Annotated in this window: 20 protein-coding genes; 6 read left to right on the top strand and 14 right to left on the bottom strand. The window is 63.3% G+C overall.

The window, feature by feature from the left end; all coding sequences use genetic code 11:
• Nucleotides 1–204, bottom strand: a 204-nt coding sequence (locus ACXMDY_RS15100) for a hypothetical protein (RefSeq protein ID WP_457767671.1), incomplete at its 3' end; no start/stop codon positions are given.
• Between ACXMDY_RS15100 and ACXMDY_RS15105 the strand changes: the two genes are divergently transcribed.
• The 3 genes from ACXMDY_RS15105 (at nt 203) to ACXMDY_RS15115 (ending at nt 1,859) form a co-directional block, all read left to right on the top strand.
• Nucleotides 203–1,168: a YihY/virulence factor BrkB family protein gene (locus tag ACXMDY_RS15105; protein WP_259702756.1), complete on the top strand. Its 966-nt coding sequence runs from the start codon at nt 203–205 to the stop codon at nt 1,166–1,168. The genes ACXMDY_RS15100 and ACXMDY_RS15105 overlap by 2 nt on opposite strands.
• A gap of 3 nt (nt 1,169–1,171) precedes the next feature.
• Entirely contained in the window at nt 1,172–1,408 is a 237-nt protein-coding gene (locus ACXMDY_RS15110; protein ID WP_259702757.1) for a glypican, read from the top strand.
• Nucleotides 1,409–1,607: 199 nt separating this feature from the next.
• Nucleotides 1,608–1,859, top strand: coding sequence for a hypothetical protein (locus ACXMDY_RS15115; RefSeq protein ID WP_259702758.1), 252 nt, complete (start codon nt 1,608–1,610; stop codon nt 1,857–1,859).
• A gap of 49 nt (nt 1,860–1,908) precedes the next feature.
• Here the strand turns inward: ACXMDY_RS15115 and ACXMDY_RS15120 are convergent, their stop codons facing one another.
• The 5 genes from ACXMDY_RS15120 to ACXMDY_RS15140 form a co-directional block, all read right to left on the bottom strand.
• Nucleotides 1,909–2,325 (bottom strand): DUF2834 domain-containing protein, encoded by a 417-nt coding sequence (locus tag ACXMDY_RS15120; protein ID WP_259702759.1) that lies wholly within the window; start codon nt 2,323–2,325, stop codon nt 1,909–1,911.
• Nucleotides 2,322–2,552: an exodeoxyribonuclease VII small subunit gene (xseB, locus tag ACXMDY_RS15125; protein ID WP_259702760.1), complete on the bottom strand. Its 231-nt coding sequence runs from the start codon at nt 2,550–2,552 to the stop codon at nt 2,322–2,324. Before xseB ends, ACXMDY_RS15120 begins: the two co-directional genes overlap by 4 nt.
• A 76-nt stretch (nt 2,553–2,628) precedes the next feature.
• A complete protein-coding gene (xseA, locus tag ACXMDY_RS15130; protein ID WP_259702952.1) occupies nt 2,629–3,807 on the bottom strand; it encodes an exodeoxyribonuclease VII large subunit in 1,179 nt (392 codons plus the stop codon).
• 467 nt (nt 3,808–4,274) lie between these two features.
• Nucleotides 4,275–4,658, bottom strand: coding sequence for a hypothetical protein (locus ACXMDY_RS15135; RefSeq protein WP_255088930.1), 384 nt, complete (start codon nt 4,656–4,658; stop codon nt 4,275–4,277).
• A gap of 112 nt (nt 4,659–4,770) precedes the next feature.
• On the bottom strand, nt 4,771–5,055 hold the full coding sequence (locus ACXMDY_RS15140) for a DUF2973 domain-containing protein (RefSeq protein WP_259702761.1): 285 nt from the start codon (nt 5,053–5,055) through the stop codon (nt 4,771–4,773).
• A gap of 352 nt (nt 5,056–5,407) precedes the next feature.
• Between ACXMDY_RS15140 and ACXMDY_RS15145 the strand changes: the two genes are divergently transcribed.
• Nucleotides 5,408–6,523, top strand: coding sequence for a trypsin-like peptidase domain-containing protein (locus tag ACXMDY_RS15145; protein WP_399235530.1), 1,116 nt, complete (start codon nt 5,408–5,410; stop codon nt 6,521–6,523).
• A gap of 40 nt (nt 6,524–6,563) precedes the next feature.
• On the opposite strand, the gene ACXMDY_RS15150 is transcribed toward ACXMDY_RS15145, so the two are convergent.
• From ACXMDY_RS15150 to ACXMDY_RS15160, 3 genes are all read right to left on the bottom strand, one after another.
• Nucleotides 6,564–6,845 (bottom strand): hypothetical protein, encoded by a 282-nt coding sequence (locus tag ACXMDY_RS15150; RefSeq protein WP_259702762.1) that lies wholly within the window; start codon nt 6,843–6,845, stop codon nt 6,564–6,566.
• A 119-nt stretch (nt 6,846–6,964) separates the two neighbouring features.
• Nucleotides 6,965–7,177 carry a hypothetical protein gene (locus ACXMDY_RS15155; RefSeq protein ID WP_259702763.1) on the bottom strand — a complete coding sequence of 71 codons (213 nt, stop codon included), beginning with the start codon at nt 7,175–7,177 and terminating at the stop codon, nt 6,965–6,967.
• 107 nt (nt 7,178–7,284) lie between these two features.
• A complete protein-coding gene (locus ACXMDY_RS15160; protein ID WP_259702764.1) occupies nt 7,285–9,009 on the bottom strand; it encodes an ABC transporter ATP-binding protein in 1,725 nt (574 codons plus the stop codon).
• A gap of 117 nt (nt 9,010–9,126) precedes the next feature.
• On the opposite strand from ACXMDY_RS15160, the gene ACXMDY_RS15165 reads away from it, so the two are divergent.
• The gene (locus ACXMDY_RS15165; protein ID WP_259702765.1) at nt 9,127–9,300 is read left to right on the top strand and encodes a hypothetical protein; all 174 of its coding nucleotides are present in this window, start codon (nt 9,127–9,129) and stop codon (nt 9,298–9,300) included.
• Here the strand turns inward: ACXMDY_RS15165 and ACXMDY_RS15170 are convergent.
• Nucleotides 9,297–9,527 (bottom strand): hypothetical protein, encoded by a 231-nt coding sequence (locus tag ACXMDY_RS15170; RefSeq protein ID WP_259702766.1) that lies wholly within the window; start codon nt 9,525–9,527, stop codon nt 9,297–9,299. The two genes, ACXMDY_RS15165 and ACXMDY_RS15170, sit on opposite strands and share 4 nt — an antisense overlap.
• A 128-nt stretch (nt 9,528–9,655) precedes the next feature.
• Entirely contained in the window at nt 9,656–9,952 is a 297-nt protein-coding gene (locus ACXMDY_RS15175; protein WP_259702767.1) for a hypothetical protein, read from the bottom strand.
• Nucleotides 9,953–10,045: 93 nt separating this feature from the next.
• Between ACXMDY_RS15175 and ACXMDY_RS15180 the strand changes: the two genes are divergently transcribed.
• Entirely contained in the window at nt 10,046–10,369 is a 324-nt protein-coding gene (locus ACXMDY_RS15180) for a ribbon-helix-helix domain-containing protein (protein ID WP_259702768.1), read from the top strand.
• Here ACXMDY_RS15180 and ACXMDY_RS15185 read toward each other — a convergent pair.
• The 3 genes from ACXMDY_RS15185 to ACXMDY_RS15195 form a co-directional block, all read right to left on the bottom strand.
• Entirely contained in the window at nt 10,366–11,535 is a 1,170-nt protein-coding gene (locus ACXMDY_RS15185) for an anhydro-N-acetylmuramic acid kinase (protein WP_259702769.1), read from the bottom strand. The two genes, ACXMDY_RS15180 and ACXMDY_RS15185, sit on opposite strands and share 4 nt — an antisense overlap.
• Nucleotides 11,532–12,236, bottom strand: coding sequence for a potassium channel family protein (locus tag ACXMDY_RS15190; protein ID WP_259702770.1), 705 nt, complete (start codon nt 12,234–12,236; stop codon nt 11,532–11,534). The genes ACXMDY_RS15185 and ACXMDY_RS15190 overlap by 4 nt, the downstream gene beginning before the upstream one ends.
• A gap of 120 nt (nt 12,237–12,356) precedes the next feature.
• The gene (locus tag ACXMDY_RS15195; RefSeq protein WP_259702771.1) at nt 12,357–12,992 is read right to left on the bottom strand and encodes a peroxiredoxin; all 636 of its coding nucleotides are present in this window, start codon (nt 12,990–12,992) and stop codon (nt 12,357–12,359) included.
• Nucleotides 12,993–13,015: the final 23 nt, after the last annotated feature.

Here is a 13,015-nt window from a genome sequence, read left to right on the forward strand (position 1 = left end):
GATGGGTGGCTTTTTTGTTGGCATTTCCCGGCTGGCTACTGATTGTTGCTCAGCCCAGTCAATGCTCAGTCCAGTCACTGCTCCCTCGATCCTGGACAGAGCTTCGGTGAGGTTGGCTTTGATCGCATCCGGCCATCCATCCTTTGTCTGCAGCTGCTTAAACTGCCAATCCGTCTGCTGAATCCGGCATGGATTCCTTTCCATGATTCGTTTCAGGCAATGGATTCGGACCGCTTGGCTGGCGTACCGCGTCTGGGACAGGCATGACTGCATTGATCTGAGTGCTGCCTTCGCTTATCACATGCTTCAGTCCATCTTTCCTGTTCTTTTGATTGCCCTTGCTCTGGCCAGCCGAATCCTGGGGCGGGATGAAGGCTTGATTGATCAGATTGCCTCTTTTGCAGATGAATTTCTGCCTGCAGCTGCCTCGCCATTCATTCAAACAACTCTGGTCAAGCTTTACAGCCAGCGTGGTGGGGCCGGTGCCTTCGGTGCCGTTGCCCTGTTGGTGACTGCGAGCAACACCTACCTCACTCTTCAGCGGGGCGCTGACCGCCTCTGGGGTTGGAGAGATGATCCATCCGGGTTAAAACGAAAGCCGGTCTCACGTGTTCAGGCCCTTCAACGTTTCGTGGCCTTGAGACTCAAAGCCTTCGCATTGGTGGCGGTGGCTGGTCTGCTGCTTGCCGTCTCCCAGTTGACCAGCAATCTTGCGGTCATCAACCCCCAGACCTGGGGTTCCTTGTTCCGAGTGCAGATCCCCTGGCTGTTTCGCCTCTCGATGCCGGTCGCTGGCTTCACAGACTTGTTGTTCTCGGTACTGGTGTCTGCAGCCGTTGGCTTTGTTCTGCTGAGAATCATTCCATCGAGGACTGTCCCAGTGCCTGCTTTGTGGCCTGGATCTCTGCTGATCGGTGTGGCCTATACCCTCTTGAACGTGGTTGTTGGCAGGAGCCTTGTTTCGCTCAGCAGCCGGTTTCAGGCCTACGGGGTTGTCAGTGGGGTGCTTGTGCTTACGCTCTGGGTCTGGTTGCTGGGCTTGATCCTGTATTACGGAATGGCCGTCAGCGTTGTGCTCAGCCGCCGAAGCTGGGGGGGGCGATCCACACCTGTAGCGGCGGTCCAGATCTCCCATCCCGGGGGCAGGATGAAGTCCGTTGAGGATTGAACAATGACCCGCTCCGGCCTTTCCCTTCGCCCCTTGCCAGCCAGCCTTCTTCTGCTCTGTACCGGGGTCGGCGCCGTTGCGGTGATCGGTTTTTTCACCTTTGCAGTGGTTCCGGTCGTGCTCGGAGCAGGTTTGCTGATCGCATTCCTGGCTGGAGCTGTTGTTTTTGGTTGGGCTGGCATCGAGGCACTGGCTGCCCTGGAGCGTTGGATGGAAAATGATCCGCACTTCAAGCGCTGATGCCAAAGCGGCTCCCCTGGGCCCTGATCGCTCTGGCTGGTCTGGCGCTGCTCGCCCCTGGTCCGGTTTCGCGGTTGATCCTGGATGTTGTCGGCGGATTGACCCTCACAATCCTCCTCCTGCCCTTTCTTGTGGTGGGAGGTGGCTGGTTGGCCTGGCGCCTCTTGCTCAGCAGAGTGCGAGCTGCCCTGCCTGCGGGATGCCCAGCCTGTCCACCGATGTCTGCCCTGCCTGCGGCACATCGCTCGGGACCCGGGACCGTTCTGGCTCCTCTGGTGAGGGGGAGTTCTCCGGCGCCAGCCGCAGGCGATGGGCTTCCGGCTTCACGATCCTTGGCGGCCCTTTGAACAGTTCCACGGATCCGGCGGAACAATTCCCAGGCCAGGAGATCAGCCCTGATGCCGATGCCCGTGATGCCACGGTTGATGTTCAGGCTCGACAGATTCCTTGAGCAAAGCAGCGATCCATCTCCATCCAGTGACTTGGCCGGGTGATGCTGTTCAGCTGGATGTTGCCTGCTTCCCCGATGAATCGTCGCTGGTTTCTGCCCCCTGGCCAGCCAGCTGAATTTCCCTGAGGCGACGCTCTCGCATCCAGAGAAACAGAGGGGCTCCACAGGCAAATGCCAGTGTTGCACTGCACAACAGTGCTACCCATAAGCCACGCATCTGCAGTCTGCCTGCTTCCACCACCATCCAGATCGTGATCGCGCTGGCTCCGATCAGCAGATCCCGGGAAAGCGACTGGGCCGCGGCATTGGCATTCGCCAAGGCAATGAAACGGCTGAGATCGAAGACGTTGCCGCTCGATTGGATGAAGTCCAGATTGGCCAGCCAGGGAAGGATGGCTCCCGCCACCGCCAGAGCCAGATAGATCCATTCGATCCAGGGATTCCTTGGGCTTGTCGTTCGGGTCATCGCTCCTCTTCCAGGTTGCTGGTGTCCAGCTGAATGATCTCCTGTTCGACCTGCTCAAGCACCTGTTCACATCGGCGGGCATAGCCGAGCGCCAGGCGGTAGAGATCAGCCATGGCTTCCACTTCGAGGTCTTCGGACTGGAGTTGTCCGAGGGCCAGCTCCAGGGCGATGCGGGCCTGGTTGTAGGAGAGTTCGGCGAGTTCGGTGGCCCAGCTTTCCCGGGCCATTTCCTCACTTGCGACACGACTGGCTCTTGGTTCTCTTTTCTTTGCCGCTGTCATGGATGGCTCACTGGTTTGATCATCAAGAGGCGCCACGGATGGGGGCTGGCTGGTGTTCAATCCTGCTGCCTGTGATCCGGGCCTTGGCCTTGCCATCGGCCCATTCCAGCTCCAACAGGCTGCCTGGTTCAATTTGGTTGACTGAGCGGATCACCTGCCCTGAATCCCCTCGCACAAGGCAGAATCCGCGTTTGAGCAGCTGCTGAGGCGAGAGAACTTCCAGCAACTGACCCAGCTGGGACAGATGTTGCCGTTTCCGTTGCAGCATCAAGGCCGGTCGGCACTGGTGGAGTTGCTGCCGGCTGGATTCGGTTCGCTCCTGCTCGAAGCGAAGGCGCCAGCGAAGCTGTTGGCTGATCTGTCGGCGGATCGCCTGGAGCTCCAGCTGTGCGGTGTGGCGATCCGGCAGCAGTGCCACCAGGGCTGCGGTGGGGGTTGCCGCCCGGCAGTCGGCCACCAGATCAGCAATGGTCGTGTCATCTTCATGACCCAGGCCGGTCACCACCGGCACCGGGCAGCGGGCCAGCTCCCGGGCCAGATTCTCGCCATCGAACACCGAGAGATCCTCCCGGCTGCCCCCTCCCCTGGCCAGGACGAGGGCTTCGATGCCGAGCGCTGCGGCTCGGGCACCGATGGCCCTCACGGCACGACAGATCTCGGCTTCCACAGGACCCTGCACCGGGATTGGCAACAGGATGATCCGGGTGGCGGGCCAACGCTCGGCAGCCGTGCAGAGCATGTCCGCCAAGGCAGAACTGGGCACGCTGGTAAGCAGAGCAATCACGGCTGGGCGCACTGGCAGGCTGCGTTTGCGTTCTGCCGCGAACAGCCCTGTTGGCTGAAGCAGCTCCCGCACCCGCTCGAAGCGGCGCAACACACTGCTGAGGCTTGGGCGGATGTCGAGGATCTGGACGCAGAGGGAACCTCGCGCAGCCCAGAAGTTGAGCTTCCCCACCACCGTGACGCCGTCACCATCATCAGGACTGAAGCTGAGCCTGGGCAGTGTGCTGGCCCAGGCCACGGCGGAGATCGAAGCGCCTGCGTCGGTCAGGGTCATCCAGAGATGGCCTTTCTTGATCTGGGGACGGGAAACCGTGGCTGCCAGCAGGAAGCGGGGAGCAAAGCCCCGCTCCAGAAGCTTGCCGATCGCCGTGTTCAGCTCAAGCACGCTGTAGTGGGGCAGCCCGTTGTCTGCGCTCAACGGGGCCGGGCCGGTGGTGAATTCAGCGTTCAAGGCGCCCGTAACACAAACCCCAATAGCCACTGAGGCTTCCGGCAACGATGGCGATCCACTGGCCCAGGCGGTGATCCGAGCGGATCAGCCCCACGGCACAGATAACGAGGGCTGTGCTCAGCAGGCGGGATCCATCCCTTCGATTTTTGACATAAAAGGGAGCCACGTGATCGCTTGGAACACAGAGTTCCCCCAGTCTTGCTGATCCTGATACGAGGCGGAGCAGCCCCAGGGTGATCAGCTGATCAGGTTGAGGAGCAGGGCCAGGAGCGCCGTGCTCAGCAGCCCGAGGGATGCCAGCAGGCGCACCAGTGGCCCCATCGACAGGCCCAGGGTGAACATGAAGAAAAACCGAAATCAGGATGGGCCTGTTTTAACGGCCTCGGCAAGGCCCATCTGTGGCCTCGGTCACCCTTTGTGGCGCATGGCCAGGGTCACCGCACATGGCGTGCCCCGTCGACCGGATGGTATGCCTCACCGGTGGTTTCCTCGTACACGATGGCGGGAAGACCGGTTTCGAACATGGTCTGGAGCGCTTCCTTGAGATAGGGATTCCAGCCACCGGTGGTCACTTTCCCGTGGCGGACCGTCCAGTCCCAGGTGCCTTGCAGATCCCTGGGGATGCGTCCCTCTCGATCGCGACGGGCGACGAGGTCCTGGGATTCGACCAGCCCCACCAGGATGGGATCCTTGCCATAAGCCGGAGTGATGCTGAGCTCCAGCCGCACCGGGTCTTCCTTGATCAGGTGCAGCCGAAAGCGGGGGGGCAGCTTCAGGGTGCGCAGCACAGCGGCCACGATTCGGGTTCTCTGGTCCAACGTTCGGCCTCCGCCGGGAATCTGCTCGTCGCCATGGTTTTACCAGTTGGCGGGACCCTCCCAGGCTATGCAGTGATGCGCCTGGTTTCTGGCAGAGCCAAAGCTGTCTGGTTCAACTGGCCCCTGGCGGCACTGGGGTGTCTTCGTTCCCGTTGCTGAAACGTACCGTCAGCAGGTCGTCATGAACAAGTTTCCCACTCGGATCAAGCAATTCCGGGTGAATGGTGAGGCGCCCGGTTCGATCGAGTTCGGCAGGATCGGCAGAGGCAGGGGAGCCGTCCAGGCTCGGATCAACGGGGCGTGGAACGGCCTTCAGGCCACGGGCCATGATCCGGAAGGCCTGCACAAGCAGGACAAGAAAACTGGCTCCGTACAGCAGGGGGAAGAGCTGAGCCATGGGTTGGTCGTCGGAGCGAATCAGCGGAAGTGAGCTGATCGCAGATCAACCCATCATTGCCTGGATGTGGCTGCCTGGGCGAGTTTCCAGGCCCAGAGGCTGCTGCAAGCGGCACCGAAGGCGAGAAAGACGAGCAAAAAACCGCTGGTGTCCATGTCAGTTCACAATTGTTCGCAAAGCTTAGGAGATTGGGGCAGCAGGTGGAGGCTGGGTCCCAGCTTCAGCGGCTGAACAGCTCCGCACTTCGTCACATCTTCGGGCTGTTGCAGGGGCTGGCCGCTGTCAATCCGCCGTTACGGTCAAGACAGAGCTGGAGTATCCCAATTTGTCTTTTCGATCCTTCCCCCGCCGTGTGCTTCTGCCTGCCCTTCCGCTGGCTCTGGTGCTGGCCTCGCCCGCACTGATCGAGCGGGCCGTCACGGCTCAAGCCCAGCCGGCGCCACGCAGTGGACTCTCACGCCAGTCGTTTGTTGCCGAAGCTGTCAACCGGGCCGGTCCGGCAGTGGTCACGATCGATACGGAGCGCACAGTGGCGCGCTCCGGTGGCTCCGGACTCCCATCCAGGCTGATGGCAGACCCTCTCTTCCGACAGTTCTTCGGCGCACCCCAGGCGCAGGTGCCGACCCAGCGCAAGGAAAGGGGGTTGGGCAGCGGAGTGATCTTCCAGTCCGACGGCCTGATCCTCACCAACGCCCACGTGGTGGAGAACAGTGACCGAGTCTTTGTCGGCCTCAGGGATGGTCGCCGGGCGGAGGCCCGGGTGGTGGGGCTCGACACGCTCACCGATCTGGCCTTGCTGCGGCTGCTTGGCACCGGTCCCTGGCCGGTTGCCACCCTTGGCAACTCCGATGCTCTGCAGGTGGGTGACTGGGCCATCGCCGTTGGCAATCCCTTTGGCCTCGACAACACCGTGACGATGGGAATCATCAGCAACCTGAACCGGAATGTCAGCAAACTCGGCATCACGGACAAGCGCCTTGATCTGATCCAGACCGATGCGGCGATCAATCCTGGCAACTCGGGAGGCCCCCTTCTGAATGCGGATGGCGAGGTGGTGGGTATCAACACCCTGGTGCGCTCAGGCCCGGGCGCCGGGCTTGGCTTCGCGATCCCGATCAACCGGGCCCGCAGCATCGCCAAACAGTTGCTGGCCACGGGCAGCGTCAGTCATCCGATGATCGGTGTCGGGCTCGACAATCTCCCCCAGGATCTCGGCCAGACAGCCCAGCAGGGAGCCCTGGTCCGCTCCGTGCTGCCAGGCAGTCCAGCGTCCCAGGCCGGACTGCGACCAGGAGATGTGATCGTGGCTGCATCTGGACGGCCTGTGGCCGGCCCGGCCCAGATGATTGCCGCCGTGGAGAACAACGGTGTCGGCAAGCCGATGGAGCTGCGGGTTCTCAGGACAGGCGCCATGCTTCAGCTCCAGGTGGTTCCGACGGCGATCGCTCAATCGGGGCAAGGCCGCTGAGCTGAACGCTGAGCTGAAATCGGTGAAATCGGGGTGGGCCTCAGAGCACGTCGTGGGAGCGGAACGGTGGTTCCGCTGAGCCAGCATCCGCCGGGAAGGGGAAGGAAGTCGGGCTGTCTTGGGCGCCGGCTCCAAAACTCGAAGGGGTCCCAAGTTGCTGGCGCATCATCCAGTCGGTGGCTGCTCTCTGGGCTTGCCAGGCATTCAGCAATTGCTTGGCCAGGCCCCGCAGCAACTGAGCATCGCCGGTGGAGTCGATGACGCGGGTCATGCGCTCCAGTTCAAACTTCTGGCCGAGGGTGAGGGCGATCGGTTCGGACATTCCAGGCAAGGCAGTGGGTCTTTGAAACCGCCTTAATGCTAAGAAGTGTTTCGATCGCCCACGTAACAACCGGTACACAGTTACCGCTGGGCTGTCAGCATGTCATCACCGCAGCGGGCTCAGTTGTGCTCCCGCAGCTCCTCCACGCAGTGGGTGACACATTCGCCATCGTCGAGCGAGCAGGTGGTGATGCATTCGAAATAGGCTTCCACTGAATCCCACTGCCGCTCCTCAGCAGGGCCATAGGAAGGGTTGTGGTTGCCGCCTGCCAACGCTTCGGCGGTGGCAGGCAGGTTCAGGGAGGTGGCAGCGGCGGGGATGGTGCTGGTCATGTGCCTGGCTCCAGAGGGGATACCGTCACGGTATGAACATCATTTACCCAGGGCAAGCGAAATGAGTCTTCTTGCCTACAGATGTGTGAAGTTGTTTGTGCTGCCGATCAGTTCCTGGCTTTGACCTTGGCGCCGCGGGCTTTTTGCCTGTCCCGGTTGGCGTTCTGCTTGGCTTCGCGCTGTCGAGTGGCCTCGGCTTCCAGTTCCTGCTCGGCTTCTTCCTGCTTTTTCGCCTCGTAATAGGCGTAGTCGCCCCGGTAGAGCACAAGCTCGCCATCCCGGATCTCGACGATCCGGTTAGCCACCCGCGAGATGAAGTAGCGATCGTGGGACACGAGCAGGGCTGCGCCCTCGTACTCCCGCAAGGCATCCTCCAGCATCTGCTTGGCGGGGATGTCGAGGTGGTTGGTGGGCTCATCGAGCACCAGCAGGTTGCACGGGGACAGAAGCATCAGGGCCAGAGCCAGCCGTGCCTTCTCGCCACCGCTGAGCTGGCCGACCGCTTTGAAAACGGCGTCGTTGCTGAAGCAGAAGCTACCCAGCAGGGAGCGCACCTGGGTCTGGGTCCAGTCGGGGACGGCTTCGAAGAGAGTGTCGATCACGGTTTTCTCAAGATCGAGAGCTTCGGCCTGGTTTTGCTCGAAATAGCCCGACACCACGTTGTGCTCTCCGAGTCTGGCGATCCCCCCATCCGGTTGCTCCAGGCCCATCACCAGCCGCAGCAGGGTGGATTTCCCGGCTCCATTCGGTCCGACGAAGGCGATTCGATCCCCCCTCTCCACCTCCAGGTCGGCACCCAGAAACAGAATCGAATCCCCGTAGCTGTGGCTGAGATCTTCGATCAGGGCGACCTGGCGCCCGGATCGCGGAGCATCAGGGAAGCGAAAGCGAGGCCCGGAGAGGCTTTCCACGGGAGCGTCGATCCGCTCCACCTTCTCAAGCAGTTTTTCCCGGCTTTTGGCCTGGGTGCTGCGGGTGGCACTGGCCCGGAAGCGGTCGATGTAGGCCTGCTGGCTGGCCAGGTCCTTCTGCTGGCGATCGAAGGCGGACTGGGTGGCCTCGCGCTCCAGGGCCTTCTGCTCCAGATGCTGGCTGTAATTTCCCAGATAGCTGCGGGAAATGCCGCGCTCTGTTTCGACGATCTGATTGCAGACCCGGTCCAGAAAGGTGCGGTCGTGGCTGACCACCACCAGGGGCACCGCCCGCTCCACCAGGTAGCCCTCCAGCCACTGGATGGTCTCCACGTCCAGATGGTTGGTGGGTTCGTCGAGGAGGAGCAGATCAGGATCCTGCAGAAGGATCTTGCCGAGGGCGATCCGCATCTGCCAGCCTCCGGAGTAGTCGCCGACCGGCAGGTCCGCTCCTGCGGGAGTGAAGCCGATCGTGGGCAGCAGTTTGTCGATGCGGGCCTCGAGCTCGTAGCCGTGCAGCGATTCGAACCGGCTGTGCAGACGTCCGAGTTCGTGGATCAGCTCATCGAGATGGTCGGGGTCCTGGGCTGCCTGATCGCCTGCCATGGCGTGCTCCACCTGGTGCTGGCGGATCAACACCTCGGCCGCTTCCCCGAAAGCCTGGAACAGCTCCTCACGCACGGTGCGGCCGGGGTCCACATCGAACTCCTGCTTCAGGTAGGCGATGCGGGGGTCGCCCTGGCGGACCACCTGCCCGCCGCTCGGCTCCTCCAGGCCGGCGATCAAGCGCAGTTGGGTGGACTTGCCCGCCCCGTTCACCCCCACCAGGCCAATGCGATCCCCGGGTTTCACCTCCCAGGTGACATCCCGCAGCACTTCGCCGGTGGGATAAAGCTTTGATACGCGTTCGAGACGAAGCACGGGGTGGGGGGTATGGCGTTTTTGGGAATCTCCATCATCCCTGGCTGGCGAGTCGCGGCAGTTCACGGGTCACGCCCTTCGCCAGACTGGCGCCCATTCACGCCGCGGCTGCTAGTGATGGTCAAACGGCTGGAGCAGGTGGCGGCGCTGGTGGTGGCGGCCGGTCTGGCCCTGGTGAGCTACTGGCTGTTCTTCAGCTGGGCCCAGGGGGATCGGTTGCCGAGTCCAGCTCATCAGCAGGCACCGGCACGGCTGGACCAGGCGCGGCCTCCAGCGCCGCCAACCCCCTAAAGCCCTCCCCTGGCCTTGATCAACCATTGCTTGCTGTCGTCATCGAGTGAGGCCAGATGCTCCCTCACGGCAACTTCGCTGACCGGCAGATCCCACTCGACGCCCAGGGCGAGGATCCTGTTCACCGTTCCCTTCGGATCCTGCAGAGCTTGCCGGAACAGGGATTGGGTGAGGGCTTCGTCGGCCCGGATTCGCTCGTAGAGGCGAGCGGAGTTGGTGTCTGCCATGGGCGGGCCCTGGGCCAGGCGCGAAAGGGGCACTGATGACCTTATGGGCTCGTGGCAGTTGCTGGCACCGTCCTTATGGGCTTGTGGGATTTTGGCAACAGCCTCTTCCCCCGGCTCGCTGCGCTGACTCAGGCGGCGCAGGGCGGCTCGGCCTCGATCTGCCCACAGGCTGAGGCATCTTCCATGGTGCGGGCGTCGAGGCAGAGCACCTTGCGCAGCTGGGCGTAGTTGGCGGCAAGCGGTTGGCGACCTTCCTGGACCGCGGCGAATTCTGCCCGCTGCAGAACGTGGTGCAGGTGGGTGAGCAGGTAGGTGCTGATCACTGCCGAAACCAGCACATCACTCTGATCGGCGCTCCGCTGCGTGGAGCTGGCCCTGGCTTTTCTGCCGGAAGGGTTGAAGGACTGGGTGGCGGACTGGCCCATGGCTGGCGTGCGGAGCCGAATAAGCATAGTGCTGGATAGTATCCAAGTGGATCTCTGTACACTTCTGGGTATCGCGTGCGATCTCAGGGGCCTGTGCCCACCCGTCAGAACTCCACAAGCGGACGGCCCAAGTCTCCGCGCATCCAGGTGGTGCTCCCCGAGGAGCTCTGTGATCGGCTCAGTGCCGCTGCTGAGAGCGAGTCCCGCACGGTCAGCAACATGGCCAAGGTGCTGATCCAGCAAGGACTGGAGCGGCTTGAGCAGAACCGGAGCGCCCTCCAGGAAACCCTGGAGATCCGCGGTTCCGCCCCGTCTGGCGAGGGGTTTCGCAAGGCCCTCGAACAGCAACAGCGGCAGCAGCCCCGCCGCCTGCGGGGCCTTCCCCGTCGTCTGAGGCTGCCAAGACCCAGCGGCTAGGGAGGCGTCGGGTCAGCCCGCACGCCAAGGATGGCCGGCCGCGACGCTCCCGTCACCGAGGGCAGGCAGCCGGGATGCCGCCGCTGATGCCACCAGGCCAGCAGGGCAAAAGCAAGGGCTTCGCGATCCGATTCGCCGATGCCGAGGTCGACCAGGGGGCGCACCCAGAGGCCTCGGCAGCGTTGACGGAGCTGGTCGACGAGGGCGGTGTTCCTGGCCCCGCCTCCGGCGATCACCAGCTCCAGCGGCCGGGGACCCCGGTCCAGGTCGGCGGCCACCACGGCGGCACTGAAGGCGGTGAGGCTGGCCAGGGCATCGGCCTGGGCCTGCTCGGAATCCGCTCCCCGGGAATCTGCCGCCGTCTTCAGATCGTTCAGGCGCCGCTCGAGATCGGCTTCACCAAAGTGTTCCCTTCCTGTCGATTTCGGTGGCAGGGCCTGGAAGTAGGGCTCTGCCAGCCAGCGACGAATCACCGCTTCATCGGCTGTTCCCCGCCGCGCCCACTGGCCATCGGCATCGAACCGTTTCGTCCCACGGCTGAACCGGCTGACTGCCAGGTCGATCAGGGTGTTGGCCGGGCCGCAGTCCCAGCCCCGCACCGGGGCCTGCCGTTCAGGGCCCTGGGCTGGGGGGAGCAGGGTGAGGTTGGCGATTCCGCCGAGGTTCAGCAGGGCACGCCATCCGCCGATCGCGGGCAGCAGGGCCGCATCGGCGAGCGGCACCAGCGGCGCGCCGTGGCCCCCGAGGGCCAGGTCGTGGGCCCGCAGATCGAACACCACGGGCCGCTCCAGCAGCTGGGCCAGCAAGGGGCCCTGCAGCAGCTGCCAACTGCATCCCCGCCGCTGCTCCTGGGGCGGCCGATGCCAGAGGGTCTGGCCATGGCAACCGACCAGACCGGCCTGACCGCCTGGGTCGCAGCGGCGAGCGCAGGCTGCCTGTTGCTCCGTCACCGCTTCGGCCAGGTCGAGCAGGGTCTCGGCTGTGGCCGGTTGCCCCTGGCCGATCGCGACCAACCGGCGGTGGAGCCCTTCGGGATAGGCAAGCGAGTGGCTGGCAAGCAGGCGCCAGCGGGGTCGGTTCACGGGGCCATCGAATCTGGCCAGCACGGCGTCGACCCCATCGGCGCTGGTGCCGCTCATCAGCCCCAGCACCGTGGAACCACTCACAGCGGGGGCAGGCCTTCGAGTGATTGCACCGAACCCATCACCACCAGCAGGTCCCCTTCGCTGAGAACGTGGGAGGCCGGGGGGTTCACCGACAGGTTGTTCACCGGACCGGCCGCCAGGATGCTGATCTCGTAGTTCTTGCGAAGGTTCAGCTCCCGCAGGGAACGGCCGATGAACGAACGGGGCACCTTGATCTCCTCGATGCTGTTGCGGTCGTCGAGCCGCAGCCGATCCAGCAGGTTGGGCCGCATCAGCTGACGCCCGAGCTCTTCTCCCTGCATGCGCGAAGGGAAAACCACCGTGTCGGCTCCGACCCGGCGAAGCATTTTCTCGTGAAGATCGGATGTGGCCCGGGCGATCACCTGTTTCACCCGGCTGCCCTCACTGTCCTTGACGATCAAGGTGGCTGTGATGCTGGCTTCGATCGGCTCACTGATCCCCACGACCACGGTGTCGAGGTCGAGCACACCGGCCGCTCGCAGGGCCTCCTCCTCCGTGCAATCCAGCACGCGACCTTCGATCGAGGGGTCGATCTGACGGAGTTCATCGATGGCCCGCTGGCTCCTGTCCACCACCAGCACATCGGCACCACAGCGAACCAGTTCCTTGCTCACGGCGGTGCCGAAGCGGCCGGCACCGATCACGGCAAAGCTGTTTGGCTGGCCGGATGAGGCCCCTTGCCACTGCCACCAGTTGGTCATCAAGCTCTGTCGAGGAGATCGCCATTCTGTGACCAGCGGCCCGGGACCACCGGCCGAAAAAAAATCCCGCCGGGGCGGGATGGGCTGAAGCGGCGGGATCCCCAGGCTCAAGGCTGGGAATCAGCGATTCGGCTGGGGGGTGAAGCGCAGGTAGGGCTTCACTTCCGTGACCCCCTTGGTGAACTTGGCGCGGGCATCCTCGGTGGAGATGGAGGGCACCACCACGCAGTCTTCACCGTCTTTCCAGTTCACCGGGGTGGCGACGGAATGGTGGTCGGTGAGCTGGAGTGAGTCGATCACCCGCAGAATCTCGTCGAAGTTGCGGCCTGTGCTGGCGGGGTAGGTGATCTGCAGCCTGAGCTTCTTGTTGGGGTCGATGATGAACACGGAGCGCACCGTCAGGTTGTTGAGGGCGTTCGGGTGGATCATCCCGTAGAGATCGCTGACGTTCTTGTCGGCATCAGCCAGGATCGGGTAATCCACGCTGGTGGACTGGGTTTCGTTGATGTCGCCGATCCAGCCCTTGTGGCTTTCGGCCGAATCCACACTCAGGGCGATCGTTTTGACGTTGCGCTTTTCCCATTCGGGGCGCAGCCGCGACACCTCGCCGAGTTCGGTGGTGCAGACCGGCGTGTAGTCGGCGGGATGGGAGAACAGCACGACCCAGCTGTCGCCAGCAAAGTCGTAGAGATTGATCGGTCCCAGCTGGGAGTCCTGGGTGAAATCGGGAACGGTGTCGCCGAGTTGAAGGGCCATGGGAGAAGGAGAGGTTGGCTTCG

It is taken from the genome of Cyanobium sp. ULC082 (genome assembly GCF_977927535.1).

Coding starts and splice junctions, on each gene's coding strand:
- ACXMDY_RS15155 (WP_259702763.1), bottom strand. CDS start 7,177: ATGACCAGCACCATCCCCGCCGCTGCCACCTCCCTGAACCTGCCTGCC.
- ACXMDY_RS15195 (WP_259702771.1), bottom strand. CDS start 12,992: ATGGCCCTTCAACTCGGCGACACCGTTCCCGATTTCACCCAGGACTCC.
- ACXMDY_RS15105 (WP_259702756.1), top strand. CDS start 203: ATGATTCGTTTCAGGCAATGGATTCGGACCGCTTGGCTGGCGTACCGC.
- ACXMDY_RS15165 (WP_259702765.1), top strand. CDS start 9,127: ATGGTCAAACGGCTGGAGCAGGTGGCGGCGCTGGTGGTGGCGGCCGGT.
- ACXMDY_RS15140 (WP_259702761.1), bottom strand. CDS start 5,055: ATGGCTCAGCTCTTCCCCCTGCTGTACGGAGCCAGTTTTCTTGTCCTG.
- ACXMDY_RS15110 (WP_259702757.1), top strand. CDS start 1,172: ATGACCCGCTCCGGCCTTTCCCTTCGCCCCTTGCCAGCCAGCCTTCTT.
- ACXMDY_RS15150 (WP_259702762.1), bottom strand. CDS start 6,845: ATGTCCGAACCGATCGCCCTCACCCTCGGCCAGAAGTTTGAACTGGAG.
- ACXMDY_RS15190 (WP_259702770.1), bottom strand. CDS start 12,236: ATGACCAACTGGTGGCAGTGGCAAGGGGCCTCATCCGGCCAGCCAAAC.
- ACXMDY_RS15175 (WP_259702767.1), bottom strand. CDS start 9,952: ATGGGCCAGTCCGCCACCCAGTCCTTCAACCCTTCCGGCAGAAAAGCC.
- ACXMDY_RS15170 (WP_259702766.1), bottom strand. CDS start 9,527: ATGGCAGACACCAACTCCGCTCGCCTCTACGAGCGAATCCGGGCCGAC.
- ACXMDY_RS15115 (WP_259702758.1), top strand. CDS start 1,608: ATGCCCAGCCTGTCCACCGATGTCTGCCCTGCCTGCGGCACATCGCTC.
- xseB (WP_259702760.1), bottom strand. CDS start 2,552: ATGGCCCGGGAAAGCTGGGCCACCGAACTCGCCGAACTCTCCTACAAC.
- ACXMDY_RS15120 (WP_259702759.1), bottom strand. CDS start 2,325: ATGACCCGAACGACAAGCCCAAGGAATCCCTGGATCGAATGGATCTAT.